General features: G+C 49.1%; 16 protein-coding genes. 12 read left to right on the plus strand and 4 right to left on the minus strand.

Translation table 11 applies throughout. The annotated features are described in order from the left end of the window. The 10 genes from M1B78_RS15715 to M1B78_RS15760 all read left to right on the plus strand — a co-directional run. Positions 1-267, plus strand: a 267-nt coding sequence (locus tag M1B78_RS15715) for a hypothetical protein (protein WP_257941180.1), incomplete at its 5' end; no start/stop codon positions are given. Between the two features lie 28 nt (positions 268-295). Further along, on the plus strand, positions 296-886 hold the full coding sequence (locus M1B78_RS15720) for a hypothetical protein (RefSeq protein ID WP_136011261.1): 591 nt from the start codon (positions 296-298) through the stop codon (positions 884-886). Positions 887-902: 16 nt separating this feature from the next. After that, positions 903-1,742, plus strand: a complete 840-nt coding sequence (locus tag M1B78_RS15725; RefSeq protein ID WP_257941181.1) for a DUF2764 domain-containing protein — start codon at positions 903-905, stop codon at positions 1,740-1,742. A 19-nt stretch (positions 1,743-1,761) separates the two neighbouring features. Then, complete coding sequence (locus M1B78_RS15730) at positions 1,762-3,516, plus strand: V-type ATP synthase subunit A (protein WP_257941182.1); 1,755 nt, start codon at positions 1,762-1,764, stop codon at positions 3,514-3,516. Between the two features lie 134 nt (positions 3,517-3,650). Next, the gene (locus M1B78_RS15735; RefSeq protein ID WP_136011264.1) at positions 3,651-4,976 is read left to right on the plus strand and encodes a V-type ATP synthase subunit B; all 1,326 of its coding nucleotides are present in this window, start codon (positions 3,651-3,653) and stop codon (positions 4,974-4,976) included. Between the two features lie 120 nt (positions 4,977-5,096). After that, the gene (locus M1B78_RS15740) at positions 5,097-5,702 is read left to right on the plus strand and encodes a V-type ATP synthase subunit D (RefSeq protein ID WP_136011265.1); all 606 of its coding nucleotides are present in this window, start codon (positions 5,097-5,099) and stop codon (positions 5,700-5,702) included. Beyond that, the gene (locus M1B78_RS15745; protein WP_257941183.1) at positions 5,699-7,525 is read left to right on the plus strand and encodes a V-type ATP synthase subunit I; all 1,827 of its coding nucleotides are present in this window, start codon (positions 5,699-5,701) and stop codon (positions 7,523-7,525) included. Before M1B78_RS15740 ends, M1B78_RS15745 begins: the two co-directional genes overlap by 4 nt. 33 nt (positions 7,526-7,558) lie before the next feature. After that, entirely contained in the window at positions 7,559-7,978 is a 420-nt protein-coding gene (locus M1B78_RS15750; RefSeq protein ID WP_136011267.1) for an ATPase, read from the plus strand. Between the two features lie 297 nt (positions 7,979-8,275). Beyond that, the gene (locus M1B78_RS15755; RefSeq protein ID WP_257941184.1) at positions 8,276-9,937 is read left to right on the plus strand and encodes a glycogen/starch synthase; all 1,662 of its coding nucleotides are present in this window, start codon (positions 8,276-8,278) and stop codon (positions 9,935-9,937) included. A gap of 30 nt (positions 9,938-9,967) precedes the next feature. Next, positions 9,968-12,532, plus strand: a complete 2,565-nt coding sequence (locus M1B78_RS15760) for a glycosyltransferase family 1 protein (protein ID WP_176469445.1) — start codon at positions 9,968-9,970, stop codon at positions 12,530-12,532. A gap of 201 nt (positions 12,533-12,733) precedes the next feature. Here M1B78_RS15760 and M1B78_RS15765 read toward each other — a convergent pair whose 3' ends face one another. After that, positions 12,734-13,456, minus strand: a complete 723-nt coding sequence (locus M1B78_RS15765; protein ID WP_257941185.1) for a DUF6064 family protein — start codon at positions 13,454-13,456, stop codon at positions 12,734-12,736. A 111-nt stretch (positions 13,457-13,567) separates the two neighbouring features. On the opposite strand from M1B78_RS15765, the gene M1B78_RS15770 reads away from it, so the two are divergent. Continuing rightward, entirely contained in the window at positions 13,568-14,914 is a 1,347-nt protein-coding gene (locus tag M1B78_RS15770; RefSeq protein ID WP_257941186.1) for a threonine/serine ThrE exporter family protein, read from the plus strand. Between the two features lie 163 nt (positions 14,915-15,077). Here the strand turns inward: M1B78_RS15770 and nrdG are convergent, their stop codons facing one another. Continuing rightward, complete coding sequence (nrdG, locus tag M1B78_RS15775) at positions 15,078-15,584, minus strand: anaerobic ribonucleoside-triphosphate reductase activating protein (RefSeq protein WP_257941187.1); 507 nt, start codon at positions 15,582-15,584, stop codon at positions 15,078-15,080. A gap of 123 nt (positions 15,585-15,707) precedes the next feature. Then, positions 15,708-17,915, minus strand: a complete 2,208-nt coding sequence (locus tag M1B78_RS15780; RefSeq protein ID WP_136011273.1) for an anaerobic ribonucleoside triphosphate reductase — start codon at positions 17,913-17,915, stop codon at positions 15,708-15,710. A 419-nt stretch (positions 17,916-18,334) separates the two neighbouring features. On the opposite strand from M1B78_RS15780, the gene M1B78_RS15785 reads away from it, so the two are divergent. After that, the gene (locus M1B78_RS15785; RefSeq protein ID WP_430732576.1) at positions 18,335-19,309 is read left to right on the plus strand and encodes a cobalamin biosynthesis protein; all 975 of its coding nucleotides are present in this window, start codon (positions 18,335-18,337) and stop codon (positions 19,307-19,309) included. Positions 19,310-19,461: 152 nt separating this feature from the next. On the opposite strand, the gene M1B78_RS15790 is transcribed toward M1B78_RS15785, so the two are convergent. Continuing rightward, positions 19,462-20,562 carry a TlpA disulfide reductase family protein gene (locus M1B78_RS15790; RefSeq protein WP_257941189.1) on the minus strand — a complete coding sequence of 367 codons (1,101 nt, stop codon included), beginning with the start codon at positions 20,560-20,562 and terminating at the stop codon, positions 19,462-19,464. Positions 20,563-20,715 lie beyond the last annotated feature (153 nt).

The following is a 20,715-nucleotide window of genomic DNA, read 5'->3' on the forward strand; positions in this document are numbered from 1 at the left end:
TTTGCCATAGGTTTCTTTCGGAGCTTGGGTCTTGGAAAAGAAAAAAGAAAAAAAACTTCCGGAAAAATTTGGAAGTTGTGCTTTAAGAATCTCCGCTTAAGTTCTCATTCTTTTGTTATCGTAACAGAACAAAGTTGGTGTAAAATGAGTTTTTTTTGGAAAAACGGACACTTTTCTTCCTTTCTTTCTATTCAATATCAAATTGATTTTTGTAATTTTGGCGTGAATCTAATAGAAAGGGAAAAAATCACGCAATTAATATTGTAATATAAATCATATAATAACTCCTGCAAATATGGAAAACAAGATTCAAGAGCTGACTGATAAGATTTACCGTGAAGGCGTAGAGAAAGGAAACGAAGAGGCACAGAAACTTATCGCAAAAGCTCAGGAAGAGGCTAAGAGAATTATAGAGGATGCTCGCAAGGAGGCGGATTCTATCGTGGCTACCGCTCATAGGTCTGCCGATGAACTGGCAGAGAATACAAAATCGGAATTGAAGTTGTTTGCCGGTCAGGCTGTGAACGCTCTGAAGTCTGAAATCGCTACTTTGGTGACGGACAACATTGTGAATGCCGATGTAGAGGCATTTGCTGCAAACAAGGATTATCTTAATGCTTTCATTGTTGCATTGGCGTCCAAATGGAGTGTGAACGAACCAATCGTTATCTCCACTGCCGATGCGGAAGGCTTGACGAAATATTTCTCTGCGAAGGCTAGGAATCTGCTGGACAAGGGTGTGAAGATTGAGCAAGTGAATGGTATCAAGACTTTGTTCTCCGTGTCGCCTGCCGATGGTTCGTACAAGGTGAACTTCGGCGAAGAAGAATTTATGAATTATTTCAAGGAATTCCTGCGTCCGCAATTAGTGGAAATGCTGTTCTAAAAACTCCCATAGGATTATGAGTAAATACTATTACTTGGTAGCCGGTTTGCCTGAACTTACTCTGGAAGACAGTAAACTGAGCTATACAGTAGCCGATTTCAAGACGGAACTATATCCTGCCTTGTCGGAAGATGATAAAAAGTTGGTGGATTTGTTTTATCTGAAATTCGACAATGCGAATGTCTTGAAGCTATTGAAGGATAAGGATGCTGCCATCGACCCGCGCGGAAACTATTCGTCAGAGGAACTGGCGGAATATATCTCACAGCTGAAAGATGGCGATGAAGTCTCTGACAGTGTATTTCCATCTTATCTCTCCACGTTCATTTCCGAATACTTCAGCCTGCCTGCCGAGGAAGGTTTCTTGCATGAAGACCGTCTGGCAGCGCTCTATTATGCCTATGTCATGGAATGCGGGAATCAGTTTGTGTCTTCCTGGTTTGGTTTCAATCTCACTATCAATAATATATTGGTGGCACTCACAGCACGTAAGTTCAAGTTGGACATTGCTCCACTGATTGTGGGCGATACAGAAGTGTGCGAGGCTCTGCGTACTTCCAATGCCCGTGACTTCGGTCTGGGTACTGAAGTGGATTATCTGGAGCAGCTGGTGAAAATCAGTGAGACGGAGGAACTGGTGGACCGGGAAAGGAAGCTGGACCAGCTTCGCTGGAACTGGATGGAGGAGGCCACATTCTTCGATTACTTTACCGTGGAGCGTCTGTTTGTCTTCCTGCTGCAGCTGGAGATGATAGAACGGTGGATTACGTTGGATAAAGAGAAGGGTAACCAACTGTTCCGCAGCATTATCGCTGCCTTGAAAGACGAGGTGCAGATACCCGCAGAATTCAGATAAAATAAACAACTAAAAATATATGGCAACAAAAGGAACTGTTAGTGGCGTAATAGCCAATATGGTGACCCTCGTCGTTGATGGACCGGTAGCACAGAATGAGATTTGTTATATCTCGACCGGAGGAGACAAGTTGATGGCGGAGGTGATTAAGGTGGTAGGTACTCAGGTCTACGTGCAGGTATTTGAGAGTACCCGCGGACTGAAAGTGGGGGCCGAAGCCGAGTTTACCGGACATATGCTCGAAGTGACGCTGGGGCCCGGTATGCTTTCGAAGAACTACGACGGTCTGCAAAACGACCTCGATAAGATGGATGGCGTTTTCCTGAAACGCGGGCAGTATACCTATCCGCTGGATAAAGGAAGCAAATGGCACTTTGTGCCTCTGGCAAAGGTGGGCGACCAAGTGGAAGCCGCTGTCTGGCTGGGACAAGTGGACGAGAACTTCCAGCCTCTGAAAATCATGGTGCCTTTCGAACAGAAAGGTGTGTGCACTGTGAAATCCATCGCAAAGGAAGGTGATTACAGCATTGAGGATACCATTGCAGTGCTGACGGATGGCGAAGGCAATGACATTCGGGTGAACATGATACAAAAATGGCCTGTGAAACGCGCCATGACCAATTATAAGGAAAAGCCGCGTCCTTTCAAACTGCTGGAAACCGGTGTGCGCGTAATCGACACAGTGAATCCGATTGTGGAAGGCGGTACGGGCTTTATCCCCGGTCCGTTCGGTACCGGAAAAACGGTGCTCCAGCATGCCATTTCAAAACAAGCGGAGGCAGACATCGTAATCATCGCTGCCTGTGGTGAGCGTGCCAACGAGGTTGTGGAAATCTTTACGGAATTCCCCGAACTGGTTGACCCGCATACGGGACGGAAGCTGATGGAACGTACGATTATCATTGCCAATACTTCGAACATGCCGGTGGCTGCCCGTGAGGCATCTGTCTACACGGCTATGACGATTGCGGAATACTACCGGAGCATGGGATTGAAGGTACTGCTGATGGCGGACTCTACCTCACGTTGGGCGCAGGCATTGCGCGAGATGTCCAACCGTATGGAGGAGTTGCCCGGTCCCGATGCCTTCCCGATGGACTTGTCCTCCATCATCTCCAACTTCTACGGCCGTGCGGGGTATGTGAAACTGAACAACGGCGAGTCCGGTTCCATTACTTTCATCGGTACGGTATCGCCTGCCGGTGGTAACTTGAAGGAGCCGGTAACCGAGAATACGAAGAAGGTGGCGCGTTGCTTCTATGCCCTTGAGCAAGATCGCGCCGACAAGAAGCGTTATCCTGCCGTAAACCCGATTGATTCGTATTCCAAATATATAGAATACCCTGAATTTGAAGAGTATATCACCAAGCACATCAATGGTGAGTGGATTGGCAAGGTGAATGAGATCAAGACCCGTTTGCAGCGTGGTAAGGAGATTGCCGAGCAAATCAACATCTTGGGTGACGACGGTGTGCCTGTAGAATATCACGTGACTTTCTGGAAATCGGAGTTGATTGACTTCGTTATTCTGCAGCAGGATGCCTTTGACGAGATTGATGCTGTGACTCCGATGGAGCGTCAGGAGGAGATTCTGAATATGGTGATAGAAATCTGTCATACTGAATTTGAGTTCGACAACTTCAACGAAGTAATGGATTACTTCAAGAAAATGATTAACATCTGTAAGCAGATGAACTACTCGAAGTTTAAGTCGGAAGAATACGGCAAGTTCCATAAGCAGTTGCAGGAACTGGTTGAGGAACGTAAAGCCTAAGGACGTGCTATCTTGACTGTTCACAATTTGCCATTTGCCTTGCGGATACAGGTGAACGGAGGTTGTAGAATAGGAAAATAGGATGGCGGAGATTTGAATAGTAAATAGTAAATTGCTAAATTGTAAATAAATAGATGGCAACAAAAGCATTTCAAAAAATATATACCAAGATTACTCAGATTACGAAAGCTACGTGTTCGCTGAAGGCAACCGGGGTGGGGTATGACGAGTTGGCAACCGTAAACGGCAAGCTGGCCCAGGTGGTGAAGATTGCTGGTGACGAAGTGACTTTGCAGGTATTTGAGGGGACGGAAGGTATCCCCACCGATGCAGAGGTAGTATTCTTGGGCAAGGCTCCTACGATTAAAGTGAGCGAGCAGCTTGCAGGACGCTTCTTCAACGCCTTTGGCGATCCCATCGACGGTGGTCCGGCGATTGAAGGCGAGGAGGTGGAAATTGGCGGTCCGTCCGTGAATCCGGTGCGCCGTAAACAACCCTCGGAACTGATTGCGACCGGTATTGCAGGCATCGACCTGAACAATACACTGGTGTCCGGACAGAAGATTCCGTTCTTTGCCGACCCCGACCAGCCCTTCAACCAGGTGATGGCGAATGTGGCCCTGCGTGCGGAGACTGACAAGATTATCCTTGGCGGTATGGGTATGACGAACGATGACTACCTCTACTTCAAGAACGTATTCTCCAATGCCGGTGCACTCGACCGCATCGTCAGCTTTATGAATACTACCGAGAATCCTCCGGTAGAGCGTCTGTTGATTCCGGATATGGCACTGACGGCTGCCGAGTATTTTGCTGTGAACAACAATGAAAAGGTGTTGGTGCTGCTGACGGATATGACTTCCTATGCCGATGCACTCGCCATTGTGTCCAACCGTATGGACCAGATTCCTTCGAAGGACTCCATGCCAGGTTCCCTTTACTCGGATTTGGCGAAGATATACGAAAAGGCGGTGCAGTTCCCAAGCGGTGGTTCCATCACGATTATTGCGGTGACGACGTTGTCCGGTGGCGACATTACGCATGCCGTGCCCGACAATACGGGTTATATCACGGAAGGCCAGTTGTTCCTTCGTCGTGACAGCGACATCGGTAAGGTTATCGTTGACCCGTTCCGTTCCTTGTCCCGTCTGAAGCAGCTTGTTACGGGTAAAAAGACGCGCAAGGACCATCCGCAGGTGATGAATGCCGCCGTACGTCTGTATGCCGACGCCGCCAACGCCAAGACCAAGCTTGAAAACGGTTTTGACCTGACGAACTACGACGAACGTACCCTTGCCTTTGCCAAGGACTACTCCAACCAGTTGCTGGCCATCGACGTCAACCTCGATACCACAGAAATGCTCGATGTGGCATGGAGGCTGTTCGGCAAGTATTTCCGTCCGGAAGAAGTCAACATCAAGAAAGAGCTTGTAGACGAATTCTGGCCGAAAGCAAACTAAATAAATGTACGATTGGACGATTTGCGATTTACGATTGATATTACTGAAATTGCAAATCTGTAAATTAATAAGTTGAGTAACTTCAATCGTCTAATCGTAAATCGTTAAATCGTAAATAAAATGGCTATAAAGTTTCAATATAACAAGACCTCGCTTCAGCAACTCGAGAAGCAACTGAAGGTGCGCGTGCGTACACTCCCCATTATCAAGAATAAGGAGAGCGCCCTGCGTATGGAAGTGAAGCGCTGCAAGGGCGACGCTGCCGCGTTGGACGCGAGGTTGGAAAAGGAAATCCAAGCTTACGAAGCCATGTTCGCCCTTTGGAATGAGTTCGACGCTTCATTGATAAAGGTCAGCGATGTTCATCTCGGTGTGAAGAAGATTGCCGGTGTACGGGTGCCGTTGCTCGAGAATGTGGATTTCGAGATACGCCCCTACAGCTTGTTCAATGCGCCCAAATGGTATGCAGACGGGCTGAACTTGCTTAAGTCGCTGGCACATACCGCCATCGAGCGTGAATTCATTGTTGCCAAGTTGAACTTGTTGGAACATGCGCGTAAGAAGACCACCCAGAAGGTGAATCTTTTTGAGAAAGTACAGATTCCGGGCTATCAAGATGCTCTGCGCAAAATCAAGCGGTTTATGGAAGACGAGGAGAACCTCTCCAAGTCATCGCAGAAAATCATGAAGTCCCATCAGGAGAAAAGGAAGGAGGCAGAGGCATGATTACAAAAATGAAGAAGCTCACGTTCCTTGTGTATCATAAGGAGTACGAAGCGTTTCTGGCACAAATCCGGGAGTTGGGCGTGGTGCACGTTGTGGAAAGGCAGTGCGGCGAGATGGACGACACCTTGCAGCAATTCGTGCAGAAGCGTACGCTCTACAAGAATATGCTTCAGAGCATGTATGCCTTGGCGGACAAACGGCCGGAAGAGAAGGTGCATAAAGGGTTGTCGGCCGATGCTTTGGTGAAATCCTACGAGGATTTGCAGGCACGGATACAAGACCTGAACCAGCAGATTCCCGCCATCGACAAGGATGTGGCACAGATGGAGGCTTGGGGTGATTTCGATTGGAAATCCATCCGCCGGCTGGAAGATGCCGGCTGGTTCGTGCGGTTTTACACCTGCCCGGAGAAAGACTATAACGAAGCGTGGGCAGAGGAATGCAATGCCATCGTGGTGAAAGAGAGCGGCGGACATCTTTATTTTGTGACCGTCACTCCCCAACCGGCAGAACTGGATGTGGAACCGCTCCGCCTGCCCTCACTCAGTCTCTCCGAGCTGAAACGGAAGAAGGCCGATACGGAAGAAGCCCTTGTGCAGGCACATGCCGGGCTGAAAGAATTCTGCAAGGCGAATTACTGTACGTTGGAGAAGTACAACCTCCGGCTCCAGGAAGAAATAGACCTGCTGAAAGTCAAGCTGAACAGCGAGCATATGGCAGAAGGTGCCGTAGTGCTGATGGAAGGCTGGATTCCTGAAGACTGCGAGGCAGATGTGAGGAAACTTCTCGATGAAAGCGGCGCTTATTATGAGATAAGGGCTGCCAGGCGCGAGGACAATGCTCCCGTCAAGCTGAAGAACAACGCCTACACCCGCATGTACGAAGTGCTTACCAAAATGTACGGCATGCCCGACTATGCAGAGTTCGACCCGACACCGATACTTGCACCATTCTTCTCGCTCTTCTTTGCATTCTGTATGGGAGACGCGGGCTACGGTCTGGTACTGATTGCGCTTGGATTCATTCTGAAAAAGAAGATGTCCAAGTCCATGAAAGGTATGATGAATCTGGTGATTACGCTGGGTATCTTCACGGCTGTCATCGGTGCCATACTGGGAACTTTCTTCGGTGTAAGCCTCTTCGACCTGGAGATACCTGCCAAACTGAAGGAATTCATGATTGTGGGCAAGATAGGCGAGACTACCTATGACAAGCAAATGCTGCTGGCCCTGATTATCGGTGTGGTACATATCTGCATTGCCATGACGGTGAAGGCCGTGGGGCAGACCGTGCGCTTCGGCTTCAAGGAGTCGCTCAGTGCCTGGGGATGGCTGTTGCTGGTAGTGGGATTCGTTTGTACCGGCGGACTTTCCTTCTTCAAGATTATCTCAGAAGATGTATCCACATGGGCGTTTATCGTGATTGGCGGTGTATCCGCCATCGGCATCTACCTGCTGAACAATATCCATCGGAATGTATTTGTCAACATCGGTGCCGGAGTATGGGATACCTATAACATGGCTACCGGACTGATGGGCGATATACTTTCCTACATCCGTCTCTATGCCCTCGGTCTGGCAGGCGGTATGCTCGGTGGGGTGTTCAATCAGCTTGCCTTCATGGTGAACGATGCGGCAGGTCCGGCTCTGGGATGGCTGTTCTGCGGTCTGATACTGATATTCGGGCATACGCTGAACATTGCCATGTCCTGTCTGAGTGCTTTTGTGCATCCGCTCCGTCTGACATTTGTGGAATACTTCAAGAATTCCGGTTACGAAGGTAAGGGCGAAGCCTATAAACCTTTTACAGTAGTAAAGAAATAAACAAATTGAAAAACAAATAAAAATAGAAACATTATGAATGAAATTTTAGGTTATCTCGGTCTGGGCCTGATGTTGGCCCTTGCAGGAATTGGCAGTTGCTTCGGTACAACAATCGCCGGTAGTGCGGCAGAGGGTGCGTTGAAGAAAGACCCTTCCAAATCAGCAGGTTATATGATTTTGTCGGCCCTTCCGGCTACGCAGGGACTTTACGGTTTCGTGGCTTTCCTGATGTCTATGGGCAGGGATTTTGCTACGGACGGCCCTTTGATGCTGGGTATCGGACTAGGTGTCGGACTGGTATGTCTGTTCTCTGCCATCCGTCAGGGACAGATTTGTGCAAACGGTATCGTAGGTCTCTCTCAGGGACACGACGTGCAGACCAATACAATGATTTACGCCGCACTTCCTGAATTCTATGCCATTTTGGCGCTGGTGGCTGCATTGATGGTATAATCCGGATCAATTAAGAAAATAAGCCCCAGGAATTTACAATTGAAGTTCCTGGGGCTTTTTGTTTCAATTGCTGTAGGCTTCAACTGAAAACTCCAGGGATTCTTTTTTGAACCTCCGGGAATTTTAGGCGAGAAATGCATGGATGGGCGATTCCATGGGGCTTTGTGGCTAAACTATGATATTCCGCAAACGATTGTTTATGCATATTTGATTAGTTTTTTCGATTAAAAGGCTATTTTTCAAAGAATAATACGTACTTTTGCAGCCGTAATTAAGATAAAGAGATTATAACATAATATGACTAAAGAACTACTTACCCCCGATTACATCTTCGAAGCGAGTTGGGAAGTGTGTAATAAAGTAGGCGGTATCTATACGGTTTTGTCTACAAGGGCAAATACTTTACAGACTAAATTTCGCGATAGATTATTCTTTATAGGGCCGGATTTCTGGCAGGGAAAAGAGAACCCTTTGTTCATTGAGTCTGATAACCTTTGTGCAGCGTGGAAAAAACATGCTGCGTTGAAAGACAATCTCTGTGTCCGCGTAGGACGCTGGAACATTCCGGGAGAACCTATTGTTATATTGGTTGATTTCCAACCGTTCTTTGCAGAAAAGAATGAGATCTATGCAGAGATGTGGAACCGCTATCAAGTGGACTCACTGCATGGATATGGCGATTATGATGAAGCATCCATGTTTGCTTTCGCCACCGGAAAGGTGATAGAGAGTTTCTATCGCTATAATCTGACGGAAACGGACAAGGTGGTGTTTCAGGCACACGAGTGGATGACCGGTATGGCCGCCCTCTATCTTCAGTCTGCCGTTCCCGAGATAGGGACTGTCTTCACAACCCATGCCACCTCCATCGGTCGTTCCATAGCGGGCAACAACAAGCCGCTCTACGATTATCTCTTCGCCTACAACGGCGACCAGATGGCGGAGGAATTGAACATGCAGTCCAAGCATTCCATTGAAAAGCAGACGGCCCATTATGTAGACTGCTTCACCACCGTGAGCGAGATTACAAACAACGAATGCAAGGAATTGCTTGACAAGCCTGCGGATGTGGTGCTGATGAACGGTTTTGAAGATGATTTTGTACCGAAAGGTGCCACCTTTACCGGCAAGCGCAAGCGTGCCCGCTCCACCATGCTGCGTGTGGCAAACTGCCTGCTGGGTGAGGACTTGGGTGATGACACGCTGATTATCGGTACCAGCGGACGCTATGAGTTCAAGAACAAGGGTATCGATGTGTTCCTGGAATCATTGAACAGGCTGAACCGCGATAAGGATTTGAAGAAGAAAGTATTGGCGTTTGTCAACGTGCCCGGCTGGGTGGGAGACCCCCGCGAGGACTTGCAGAAGCGCCTGAAGAGCAAAAATAAGTTCACCGAACCGTTGCAGTGCCCTTTCATCACCCACTGGCTGCACAATATGACGCATGACCAGGTGCTGGATATGCTGAAATACCTCGGCATGGGAAATCGCCCCGAAGATAAAGTTAAAGTGATTTTTGTACCTTGCTATCAAGATGGCCACGACGGCATCCTCAACAAGCATTATTATGACCTAATTTTAGGCGAAGACCTCAGTGTCTATCCGTCCTATTACGAACCGTGGGGATATACCCCGCTGGAGAGCGTGGCTTTCCGCGTGCCTACCATCACCACCAATCTTGCCGGTTTCGGACTTTGGGTGAACAGCTTGAAAAACCAGCATGGCATTGACGACGGAGTGGAGGTGCTGCACCGTTCGGATTACAATTATTCCGAAGTGGCAGACGGCATAAAGGACACCGTAGCCTTGTTCTCGACCAAGACGGAAGCCGAAATCAAGGAAATCCGCAAACGTGCAGGCCAGGTGGCAGAGCAGGCTTTGTGGAAGCATTTTATAAAGTATTATTATGAGGCTTACGACATTGCGCTGCGCAACGCCATGAAGCGTCAATTAAGATAAAGGAATTATTAATCAATTAGTTATCATACAATGAAGATTAAAGTTAGTAATGTAAACACTCCTAACTGGAAAGATGTGAATGTGAAATCGCACATTCCTGCCGAACTGGAGAAACTGTCTGAACTGGCACGTAACATCTGGTGGTCATGGAATTATGAAGCCACCGAACTTTTCAGAGACCTCGACCCTGCCCTCTGGAAAGAAGTGGGACAGAACCCCGTACTTCTGTTGGAGCGCATGAGTTATGCCAAACTGGAAGCGCTTGCCAACGATAAGGTTATTCTGCGCAGAATGGAAGACGTATATTCCAAGTTCCGTACATACATGGATGTGACACCTGACAGCAAGCGTCCGTCTGTTGCCTATTTCAGCATGGAGTATGGTTTGAACCACGTACTTAAGATATATTCCGGTGGTCTGGGCGTACTTGCCGGCGACTACCTGAAAGAGGCTTCCGACAGTAACGTTGACTTGTGTGCAGTCGGTTTCTTGTATCGCTACGGTTACTTTACCCAAACCTTGTCTATGGACGGCCAGCAGATTGCCAACTACGAGGCGCAAAACTTCGGACAACTGCCTATTGATCGTGTATTGGACGAGAAGGGCGAGCAGGTGATAGTGGACGTTCCTTACTTGGACTACTACGTACACGCATACGTGTGGAGAGTAAACGTAGGACGCATCTCCCTCTATCTGCTTGATACTGACAATGAAATGAACAGCGAGTTCGACCGCTCCATCACTCACCAGCTCTATGGCGGCGACTGGGAAAACCGTCTGAAGCAGGAAATCCTGCTCGGTATCGGTGGTATCCTGACGCTGAAGAAGCTGGGCATCAAGAAAGATGTTTATCACTGTAACGAAGGACATGCCGCTTTGATCAACGTACAGCGCATCTGCGACTACGTGGCCGAAGGTCTGACTTACGACCAGGCTATCGAGCTGGTACGTGCTTCTTCGCTCTATACTGTGCATACTCCGGTTCCTGCCGGCCACGACTACTTCGACGAAGGTCTTTTCGGCAAGTACATGGGCGGCTATCCTTCAAGAATGGGTATCAGCTGGGATGACCTGATGGACCTCGGACGCAACAATCCGGGCGACAAGGGCGAACGTTTCTGCATGTCCGTATTCGCCTGCAACACTTCCCAAGAGGTGAACGGTGTGAGCTGGCTGCACGGCAAGGTTTCCCAAGAGATGTTCTCTTCCATCTGGAAGGGCTACTTCCCCGAAGAAAGCCACGTGGGTTACGTTACCAACGGTGTGCACTTCCCCACTTGGAGCGCTACGGAATGGAAGCATCTCTATGCTGCACACTTTGACGAGAACTTCCTCTACGACCAGTCCAATCCTAAGATTTGGGAGGCTATCTATAACGTGTCCGACGAAGAAATCTGGAAGACGCGCATGGTGATGAAGAACAAGCTGATTGACTATGTTCGCAAGCAATACCGTGAAACCTGGTTGAAGAACCAAGGTGACCCTTCACGCATCGTTTCCCTGCTGGACAAAATCAATCCGAATGCCCTGCTGATAGGTTTCGGACGTCGTTTCGCTACCTACAAGCGTGCACACTTGCTGTTTACCGACCTCGACCGTCTGGCCAAGATTGTGAACAATCCCGACTATCCGGTACAGTTCCTCTTCACCGGTAAGGCTCACCCGCACGATGGTGCAGGACAGGGCTTGATTAAGAGAATCATCGAGATTTCCCGCCGTCCGGAGTTCTTGGGCAAGATTATCTTCCTGGAAAATTATGACATGCAGTTGGCACGTCGCCTCGTTTCGGGCGTGGATATCTGGCTGAACACTCCGACGCGTCCGCTCGAAGCATCCGGTACTTCCGGTGAGAAGGCGTTGATGAACGGTGTTGTTAACTTCTCCGTGCTCGACGGCTGGTGGCTCGAAGGCTATCGCGAAGGTGCAGGTTGGGCATTGACCGAAAAGCGTACCTATCAGAATCAGGAACATCAGGACCAGCTCGATGCCGCCACTATCTATAGCATCCTTGAGCAAGAAATTCTGCCGTTGTTCTATGCACGCAACAAGAAGGGATACTCTGAAGGTTGGGTGAAGACTATCAAGAACTCCATTGCACAGATCGCTCCCCACTATACAATGAAGCGCCAGTTGGACGACTACTACGACAAGTTCTACATCAAGGAAGCTAAACGTTTCAAGATGCTGGCTGCCGACGATTATGCCAAGGCCAAGGAAATAGCTGCCTGGAAGGAAGAAGTTGCCGAAAAGTGGGACAGCATTGAAGTTGTGTCTTGCGAAAAGACTGAAGACTTGGTGAAAGGCTCCATCGAAAGCGGTAAGGAGTACATCATTACTTACGTTATCGACGAGAAGGGCTTGAACGACGCCATCGGTCTGGAACTGGTGACTACTTATACGGCTCAGGATGGCAAACAGCACGTTTACTCCGTAGAACCGTTCAATGTAGTGAAGAAAGAAGGCAACCTTTATACTTTCCAAGCCAAGCACAAACTGGAAAATGCGGGTAGCTTCAAGGTTTCTTACCGTATGTTCCCGAAGAATGCAGACCTGCCTCACCGTCAGGACTTCTGCTACGTTCGCTGGTTCGTATAAGAGCATGAAAAGACAGATGATGTGTTTGCGATATGGCCAACACATTATCTGTTCAGATAAGACATATCATATGTATGATGCAGACAGACCATTCGTTTCGGGTAGACGGATGGTCTGTTTTTTGTACGTTCGGCTGGGTATTAGCGGGGGTGCAAAGCCCTAATTAGCGGGAATCATACAGCCCATAGCAAGGGTGTCTCTTTATCCTCTCATTCCGTGGATCAGCGTCATGCTGAGCAGCACCCCGACCACTATGCAGATGAGGATAAGGAGCCAGTTCATGAGTCGTGCACCCGGCCTGGTTTCCTTGTGCAAGTTCTGGTCAAAGTAGTTCTTGAAGAACAGATAGATGGCAGGCACGGTGGCGCTTGCCAGCAGCAGGTCTTCGGGAATCTTGTAGATGTAGACTTTGGAAAAGGCGATGAGCGCCCAGTGGCAAAGGAACAGAATGACGAGCAGGTTGACCCTGCGCGAGAAAGCCAGCAGCAGCCCGATGGTGAACGCAGCTACCGAGCAGGGCATCACGGTGGTGGTCATCATGGGAAATTCCATTCCGCGTGCCCACGAAAGGAGCGGATAGAGGAAAGGCATCGCATAGAGTATCCCCACCAGTACCTTGTATTTCGGATTGCGCTCGAACGGAGTGTAATCGGTAAACAAGTCCCATAGCCACAGCAGTGCAATCACTCCCCAGAAGATGGCGAGTATATGGTGGTGTCCGCGCGCTCCGCAATACATCATGTAGTACACGATGGATATCCACCCGTTCAGAAATACCATGTAGATTTTGAGGGCTCGTTTTGCCCATAAAGTCGGTTTCCAGTAGAGCCGCGTGGCGAGCAGGATGCCTGCTGCGGTGATGAGGAGCTGTGCCCACCAGGTGGCCTCGTTGTATTGTGCGATAGTATTCCAGAATATTTCCATTTGTGCCTATTAAAAAACGGTTGCAAAGGTAGAGCTTTCTATCGTAAGAATAAAATAGTTTTCTACATTTTCCTTATCTTTGTGCCTCCAGAAAAATAGGTAAAAAGATTTATGGATAAGACTTTGACTGAACAAGAGATTGCCCTGCTACGCAGAAAACTCGACTTATTGCTTCGTACCGGACAGCTGCTGGTGGAGAGTGCGGCTGATACAAACCGTGTTGTCCGTAACCTGAACCGTGTTGCCGCCTATCTGGGGCTGCCGGAAGAAAAACTTCACATCGACGTAAGTTATACCATGCTGGTAGTGAATGTGAGCGACGGCCTGCATTCGTTCTCCAAATTCCAGAAATGCGAGAAGCATGGCATCAACATGACTGCCATTTCCGAAATCAGCAAACTGTCCTGGCGGGCCATTGAGAATGACTACTCCCTCGACCGGTATGAGGAGGAACTGGAAAGAATCAAAACCAAGAAGCGGAACTATGTGCCATACGTTGTTGCCATCGGTGCCGGCTTTGCCTGCGGAGGCTTCTGCAAACTGTTCGGTGGTGACTGGATGGCGTTTCTGTTTGCCTCCATTTGCGCTTTTGCCGGTTTTCGCGTCCGCGTCCGTTGTATGGAGTTCGGCATCAATCACTATATGAGCATTGCCATTGCTGCATTGATTGCTACCTGCCTGGCCTATGTGTCTTCTTTTGCCGGACTCTCGGAAACTCCCTATCATCCGTTGTTGGCGTGTGCACTATTCATCGTTCCGGGTGTACCGTTGATAAACTTTGTGGATGATATGATTGACAATTATATTCAGGTGGGCATTGTGCGGGCTGTGAATACGGTGCTGATGGTCTGTGCAATGGCCTTCGGCATTGTGATAGCCATGCGCCTGCTGACGATGGAGGATGTCGTGATTGACAAGAAGTTCAGCGAATTGAGTATGGTGCCTCATGACAGTTATCTGGTGTATGCCATTGCGGCGGCCATATCTGCCATGGGATTTTCCATGATATTCAATATACAGCGGCGCTTGTTGTGGGTTGTTGCGGTGGGCGGTATCATTGCCGTTTGTACGCGTAATTTTGTCAATTTCGAATTGGGTTACGGACCGGTGGTAGGTTCGTTCATGGGCAGCATGGTTGTCAGCCTGATAGCCGTGAAGGCAGTGCATTGGTTTCATGTTCCCAATCATGTGCTGACGATTCCTTCCGTCATCCCGATGATTCCGGGAGTGCTGATGTATCGTGCGCTTTTCGGACTTATCAATATGCACGGCGTGGTGGGCGAGGTGACGGCGGTTGTTTCCAACGGCATCACGGCTTCACTGATTATTCTCTGTATAGCGCTGGGAGTGGCGGTGCCCAATATCTTTGCCCGCCGGTATATTGCCAAGGATAGGCGGCGTTTTCTTCAGAAGGAGCTGCAGAAGCGCAGGGAAAGAGGGAAATTTATAGAATGGTGATATAGGTGGAGGGTGTTAAAAACTCTTAACACTTCCTTTTAGGCGCGGATTACGCGGATTTCACGGATTTTGTTTATTGAATCCGCGTTATTCCGTGTAATTCGCGCCTGATATTATAACATTATGAAAGTGCTCATATATTTTTGAAAACTTTTCTTCTTTTTTAAATGCCCTTTTTCGGATTATAGTGGTAAATGACGGTTTCGCCTTTTTGCAGGGATGTTTGTACGTCAATCAGACGCTGGTTGCGGCTTCCCCGGAAATAGAGTTCCTCATCCCTCAGTTCTTTCTTGAATTTGCCGTCCACCAGTACGTCAATGTACTTCAGCAGTTGGGCTTGGCGCGGGTTGCGCAGTAGTTTTTCGAAAGTATAGCCCGTATAGCACCAGATGTTTTTCCGGCTCCGCTCCTTGATGGCATGTGCCAGTCGGGTGAATCCTTCCGGCTGGAACATCGGGTCTCCACCACTGAAGGTGACGTCTGCAAAGTTGTCGGCAAGGACTTTTTCCAGAATCTCTTCCGTACTCATCCAGTGCCCGCGGTTGATGTCCCACGACTCCGGATTGTGGCAACCGGGACAACCGTTGGGGCATCCGGCAGCATAAATGGCGGTCCGGAAGCCCGGACCGTCTACTGTGGTATCTTCTAAAATGTCGAGAATGGAAAGCACAAGTAGGGAATTAAAAATTAGAAATTAGAAATTGAACATCGTAGGAGCGAAGCTGAACATTCATGATTAAACATTAAAAATGAAGGGCCGCTTAGCACTGCGCAGCCCTTTAATTTTTCATTTTCAATTATGAACGACCCTGTCGTTCAGCTCTGCCAGCTTGGCATTGTTCCAGCGGTCGGTGGTTCCTACCAGGTAGCCGGTGATGCGTTGCAGCTTGTCGATATGCTTGCTGCCGCACTTCGGACATGCTTCCAGGTTTGGGGTGGAGTTTTCGTGGCCGCATTCCAGGCAGCGATTCCGGTTGTGGTTTACCGAACCGTAGCCGATGTTGTATCGGTCCATCATGTCCACTACACGCATGATGACTTCCGGATTGTGGGTGGCATCACCGTCTATCTCCACATAGAAGATGTGGCCGCCGCGGGTCAGCTCATGATAAGGAGCCTCCACTTCCGCTTTGTGGCGGGCGCTGCATTTGTAGTACACGGGCACGTGGTTGGAGTTGGTGTAGTAGTTGCGGTCCGTAATGCCCGGCAGCGTGCCGAATTCCTTACGGTCTATGCGGGTGAACTTGCCCGACAAGCCTTCGGCAGGAGTGGCAAGCACGCTGTAGTTATGCTGGTATTGGTCGGAGAACTGGTTGGCGCGGTCGCGCATGTAGGTCACTATTTTCAGTCCCAGCTCCTGGGCTTCATCAGATTCTCCGTGATGTTTTCCGAGTAGTGCCACAAGACATTCGGCCAACCCGATGAAGCCGATTCCCAATGTTCCCTGGTTGATGACGGAGGCAATCGTATCGTTCGGTTTCAGCTTCTCGCAGCCTATCCACAAGGCGGACATCAGTAGCGGGAACTGCTTGGCGAAGGCAGTCTTCTGGAACTCCATGCGTTCGTGCAACTGGCGTGCGGTCACCTCAAGCATGGCATCCAACTTGGCAAAGAATCGGGCGATACGCTGTTCCTTGTCTTTTATGTTCATGCACTCGATACCCAGACGGACGATATTGATGGTAGAGAAAGAGATGTTTCCACGCCCGATGGAGGTCTTCGGTCCGAAGCGGTTTTCGAATACGCGGGTGCGGCATCCCATGGTGGCAACTTCGTGCAGGTAGCGTTTCGGGTCATCGGCTTTCCACTCCTTGCTTTGATTGAAGGTGGCGTCCAGGTTCAGGAAGTTAGGGAAGAAACGTCGTGCCGTCACCTTGCAGGCCAGCTGGTAGAGGTCGTAGTTGCGGTCTTCCGGCAGATAGCTCACGCCCCGTTTCTTTTTCCATATCTGGATGGGGAAGATGGCGGTTTCTCCGTTTCCTACTCCTTGATAGGTGCTTTTCAGCAGTTCGCGGATGATGCAGCGACCCTCGGCGGAGGTGTCTGTTCCGTAGTTGATGGAGCTGAACACCACTTGGTTGCCGCCGCGTGAGTGGATGGTGTTCATGTTATGGATAAATGCCTCCATGGACTGGTGTACGCGCGATACGGTCTTGTTGATGGCATGCTGCACGATACGGTCTTCACCCGTCAGCCCGTCCAACGGCTGCAGCAGATAGTCGGCCAGTTCCTTCTGATAGAGATGGGAGTAATCTTTCCCGTTCAGTTCTTCCAGGTTCTTTACTTCCTCGATGAAACTGTTGCGCACGTAGGGGGCAAGGTAGAAATCGAATGCAGGGATGGCTTGTCCGCCGTGCATCTCGTTCTGGGCTGTTTCCAGCGAGATACATCCCAGGATACTGGCAGTTTCGATGCGCTTGGCCGGGCGAGACTCGCCGTGTCCGGCAGAGAAACCGTATTTCAGAATATGGTCCAGCGGATGCTGCACGCATGTCAGGCTCTTGGTGGGATAATAATCCTTGTCATGGATGTGCAGATAGTTCTGGGTGACGGCATTCAGCACTTCTTCACTCAGCAGATAGTCGTCCACAAAAGGTTTGGTGGTTTCGCTGGCAAACTTCATCATCATGCCCGCCGGGGTATCGGCATTCATGTTGGCGTTTTCGCGTGTGATGTCGTTGGACTTGATGTTGATGATTTCCAGAAACATGTCGCGCGTCTTTGCCTTGCGGGCAATGCTTCGCTGGTTGCGGTAGGTGATGTACTTCTGGGCTACGTCCTTGCGGCTGCTCTTCATCAGTTCCACTTCCACCAAATCCTGAATGGCTTCCACCGTCATCTGCGAATCTCCCTTGAAAGAGATGCGGTCCGTAATCTGGTGTATCAGTTGCAGGTCTTCCCCCTTGTCTGTATGCAACATGGCTTTCCGGATGGCGGTGGCTATTTTTTCTTCGTTGAATCCGACGACGCGTCCGTCGCGTTTGAGTACTGTTTGTATCATAACCTTTTATGCTTGAATGTGACTATATCTTTAAGTTCAATTGCGGGAACAAAGGTATTACAGTTATTGATAGGATTTGCTTTTTGGAAAACTTTTTGTGATTTAAAAAGTGTTAACCTTTTGATAATTAATGATGTTGAAATGAGAAGTGGAAAACTTTTAATGGGAAATGATTTTTAAAGTTGTTCGTTGCCGGCTATTGCTGCATGCGTATACAACATCTGATTCCGAAGTGTCAAATGAAAATAAATCTTTGGGGCGGATTGTGAATTCTCGGATTCTTTAATTATATTTGCAATAAATTGGTTTATGTAAGTTTTTTAGTCCTTGATAATACTTCTTGTTGCCATTCGATTGTATCGCTTTGCTGCTCATCGTATCGGGGCAAAAGTGTCGTTATCATAATAATCAAAGAAAGGATGAACATGGCAAATGTATTTCCTCCGTTTAAAGTTGATATAGCCGGGGCTTTTTGCGTACCTCGTGCATTGAAGGATGCCCGCGAGCAATATCAGAACGGGCAGGTGAGCCGGCAGGACTTGCGGGCAGTTGAAGATGCGGAAGTGCGCAATCTTGTGGAACGGCTGAAACAGGGAGGCATGAAGGTGGTTTCCGACGGTGGTTTCCGAAGTCGTGATTTTTTAGAAAGCTGGGAGGGTATCCGTTTCAAAGACGGCCGGCCTTTCTCCGAACACTCTCCTTTGGAGATTACAGGACGCCTCGGCTTGCTACGGCGGCATCCTGTTCTGGAAGAATTCGCATTTCTTGATTCCATTGCGGGCGGGGAGGTGATGAAGAAACAGCATATCCCTTCGCCGGCAGAGCTCTTCACTCAGATTATCCAACGCGTGAAGCGGAATCAGATAGAAAACGTTTACTCCGACGTCCGGCTGCTGACGGATGATATTGCTTCCAGCTACAAATCTTTGCTTACCCAACTCTATGATGCAGGTTGCCGCTACGTCCAGTTCGACGGGGTGCATTCGGTTATAATGGAAGATACTGTCCGGTTGAATAACCGTGTCTTGCGCGAACGCCCTGCAGGGATGTATGTCGCATTCCATGCACCTACGGATATGCTGGTGCAGCTGCATGGGGCCGATGCCTATTTCCTGAATTACGACTGTGGCGCGTGCGACCGCAACCGTCTGCTTTGGTTTATACACGAGAAAGAGGCGGTGTTCGGTTTCGTGCTGTCCCATTATCCCCACGCAGATGAACTGGATGAATTGCAGGCGAAGACCGAGAGTGTGTTGAATTATATTCCCTTGAAACGTTTCACTTTGTGCCTGCCGGATGCGAATGCGCTTCTTTCCCCTTCAGGGGCCGATGAGGAAAAACAGTGGGAGACTGTGCGGCTGGGGATGGAAATGGCAGCACGCATCTTCTCTTGAAAATAACATATTTCGTTGACTGAAATGCCACACTTCACGAGGCCTAATCAATGGCATTTGTCTCTGTGAAGTGTGGCATTTTCCTTGCTGAAGTGCGGCATTCCGGTTGACGGAGTGCCGCACTTCTCTTTTAGTTTCCGGTGTGTCCGGTTTTATTGTTTGACGGCTTCGGCTATTTTTTCCTGAAGTTCGTCACCGTGCAGTCCGCGTGCAAGGATTGTTCCTTCGCCGTCAATCAACACAGTGTGGGGGATGCTGCTTACAGCATAAAGCTGTGCGCCTTCGCAGTTCCAGTATTTCAGGTCGGACATTTGCGGCCAAGTGATGCCCAGCTTCTTGATGGCTTCTTTCCATGCGTCAGCACTCTGGTCCAGAGATACGCCTACGATTTCGAAGTTCTTGTTCTTGTACTTGGCGTAAGCTTCCACCAGATTGGGCATCTCGCGGCGGCAGGGGCCGCACCAGCTTGCCCAGAAGTCAACGAGGACTACTTTGCCTTTGCCTACATAGTCGGACAGCTTCACACTTTTTCCTTCCGGGGTCTGCATCTCGAAGTCTGTAAACTTCTGGCCTACGGCAGTGGCTTTCATCTTTTCGACGTTGTTCTTTATCTTGACGATGGCTTCGTCGTTGTCGTAAGCAGCAGGGATTTGGGGCATCAGCGGGTCGAGGTCTGCCACATCCATGTAGTAGTAGTTCTGTTTCAGCAGGAGTACACCGACCGGATTGGCGATGTTCTTGTTGATGCCGGCTTTGATGGCAGATATCATGCTGTTCTCCAAATCTTTCATCTCTTTGCCTTTGGCTTCGCGCTGTTCGGCGGTCAGTGTGGTGTCCGACATGGATTCGTAGATGTTCATCATCTGTTTGTTCAGGCCGTTGATTTGGGTTTTGATTTCCTGGTAGGCATCATTGTTGGCAGTACCGGTGGCGGAGTTGTTCTCCTGCGACAGGTTGATTTTGATTTTGCCGTTTTCCAGGAAGAAGTCGATGGCTGCGCCGTCTTTTCCTGCAGCTTTGTAAGAGATGTAGCGGTTGACAGCGGTATCTTGCGTGCCCTTGAAGGTGAATGTACCACCTTTGATGACAGCAGAGTCCAATTTGACGAATTGGCGTCCTTTCACGGTTTCCAGATATACGGTGTCGCCGTCGGCTGCACCCTCTACAGTTCCGGTTACGGTGTAACCGTTGTTTCCACTGTTACAAGCTGTACATACAGCGGCTACAGCGAGCAGATAAGTAAACTTTTTCATTGCTTGTTTCTTTTAATGAATGATTATATCTGCAAATATACGAAGAATTCGTGAGATTCAGGCAGATTTTGGTGGAATAAAGTAAGTGGTTGGAGACTAAAGGAATTGGGTGTTGAATGACTGTATTCTTCCTTTCTCCAAAAAAGCGGGATA

It is taken from the genome of Bacteroides muris (ex Fokt et al. 2023) (assembly GCF_024704895.1).
Lineage (GTDB): Bacteria > Bacteroidota > Bacteroidia > Bacteroidales > Bacteroidaceae > Bacteroides > Bacteroides muris.

What these genes read in the sequence shown, in the direction of transcription:
- M1B78_RS15765 (WP_257941185.1), bottom strand. Translation starts at nt 13,456, where the DNA reads ATGGAAATATTCTGGAATACTATCGCACAATACAACGAGGCCACCTGG.
- M1B78_RS15740 (WP_136011265.1), top strand. Translation starts at nt 5,097, where the DNA reads ATGGCTATAAAGTTTCAATATAACAAGACCTCGCTTCAGCAACTCGAG.
- M1B78_RS15785 (WP_430732576.1), top strand. Translation starts at nt 18,335, where the DNA reads ATGAACATGGCAAATGTATTTCCTCCGTTTAAAGTTGATATAGCCGGG.
- M1B78_RS15760 (WP_176469445.1), top strand. Translation starts at nt 9,968, where the DNA reads ATGAAGATTAAAGTTAGTAATGTAAACACTCCTAACTGGAAAGATGTG.
- M1B78_RS15745 (WP_257941183.1), top strand. Translation starts at nt 5,699, where the DNA reads ATGATTACAAAAATGAAGAAGCTCACGTTCCTTGTGTATCATAAGGAG.
- M1B78_RS15735 (WP_136011264.1), top strand. Translation starts at nt 3,651, where the DNA reads ATGGCAACAAAAGCATTTCAAAAAATATATACCAAGATTACTCAGATT.
- M1B78_RS15780 (WP_136011273.1), bottom strand. Translation starts at nt 17,915, where the DNA reads ATGATACAAACAGTACTCAAACGCGACGGACGCGTCGTCGGATTCAAC.
- M1B78_RS15750 (WP_136011267.1), top strand. Translation starts at nt 7,559, where the DNA reads ATGAATGAAATTTTAGGTTATCTCGGTCTGGGCCTGATGTTGGCCCTT.
- M1B78_RS15755 (WP_257941184.1), top strand. Translation starts at nt 8,276, where the DNA reads ATGACTAAAGAACTACTTACCCCCGATTACATCTTCGAAGCGAGTTGG.
- M1B78_RS15720 (WP_136011261.1), top strand. Translation starts at nt 296, where the DNA reads ATGGAAAACAAGATTCAAGAGCTGACTGATAAGATTTACCGTGAAGGC.
- M1B78_RS15725 (WP_257941181.1), top strand. Translation starts at nt 903, where the DNA reads ATGAGTAAATACTATTACTTGGTAGCCGGTTTGCCTGAACTTACTCTG.
- M1B78_RS15730 (WP_257941182.1), top strand. Translation starts at nt 1,762, where the DNA reads ATGGCAACAAAAGGAACTGTTAGTGGCGTAATAGCCAATATGGTGACC.
- M1B78_RS15770 (WP_257941186.1), top strand. Translation starts at nt 13,568, where the DNA reads ATGGATAAGACTTTGACTGAACAAGAGATTGCCCTGCTACGCAGAAAA.
- M1B78_RS15790 (WP_257941189.1), bottom strand. Translation starts at nt 20,562, where the DNA reads ATGAAAAAGTTTACTTATCTGCTCGCTGTAGCCGCTGTATGTACAGCT.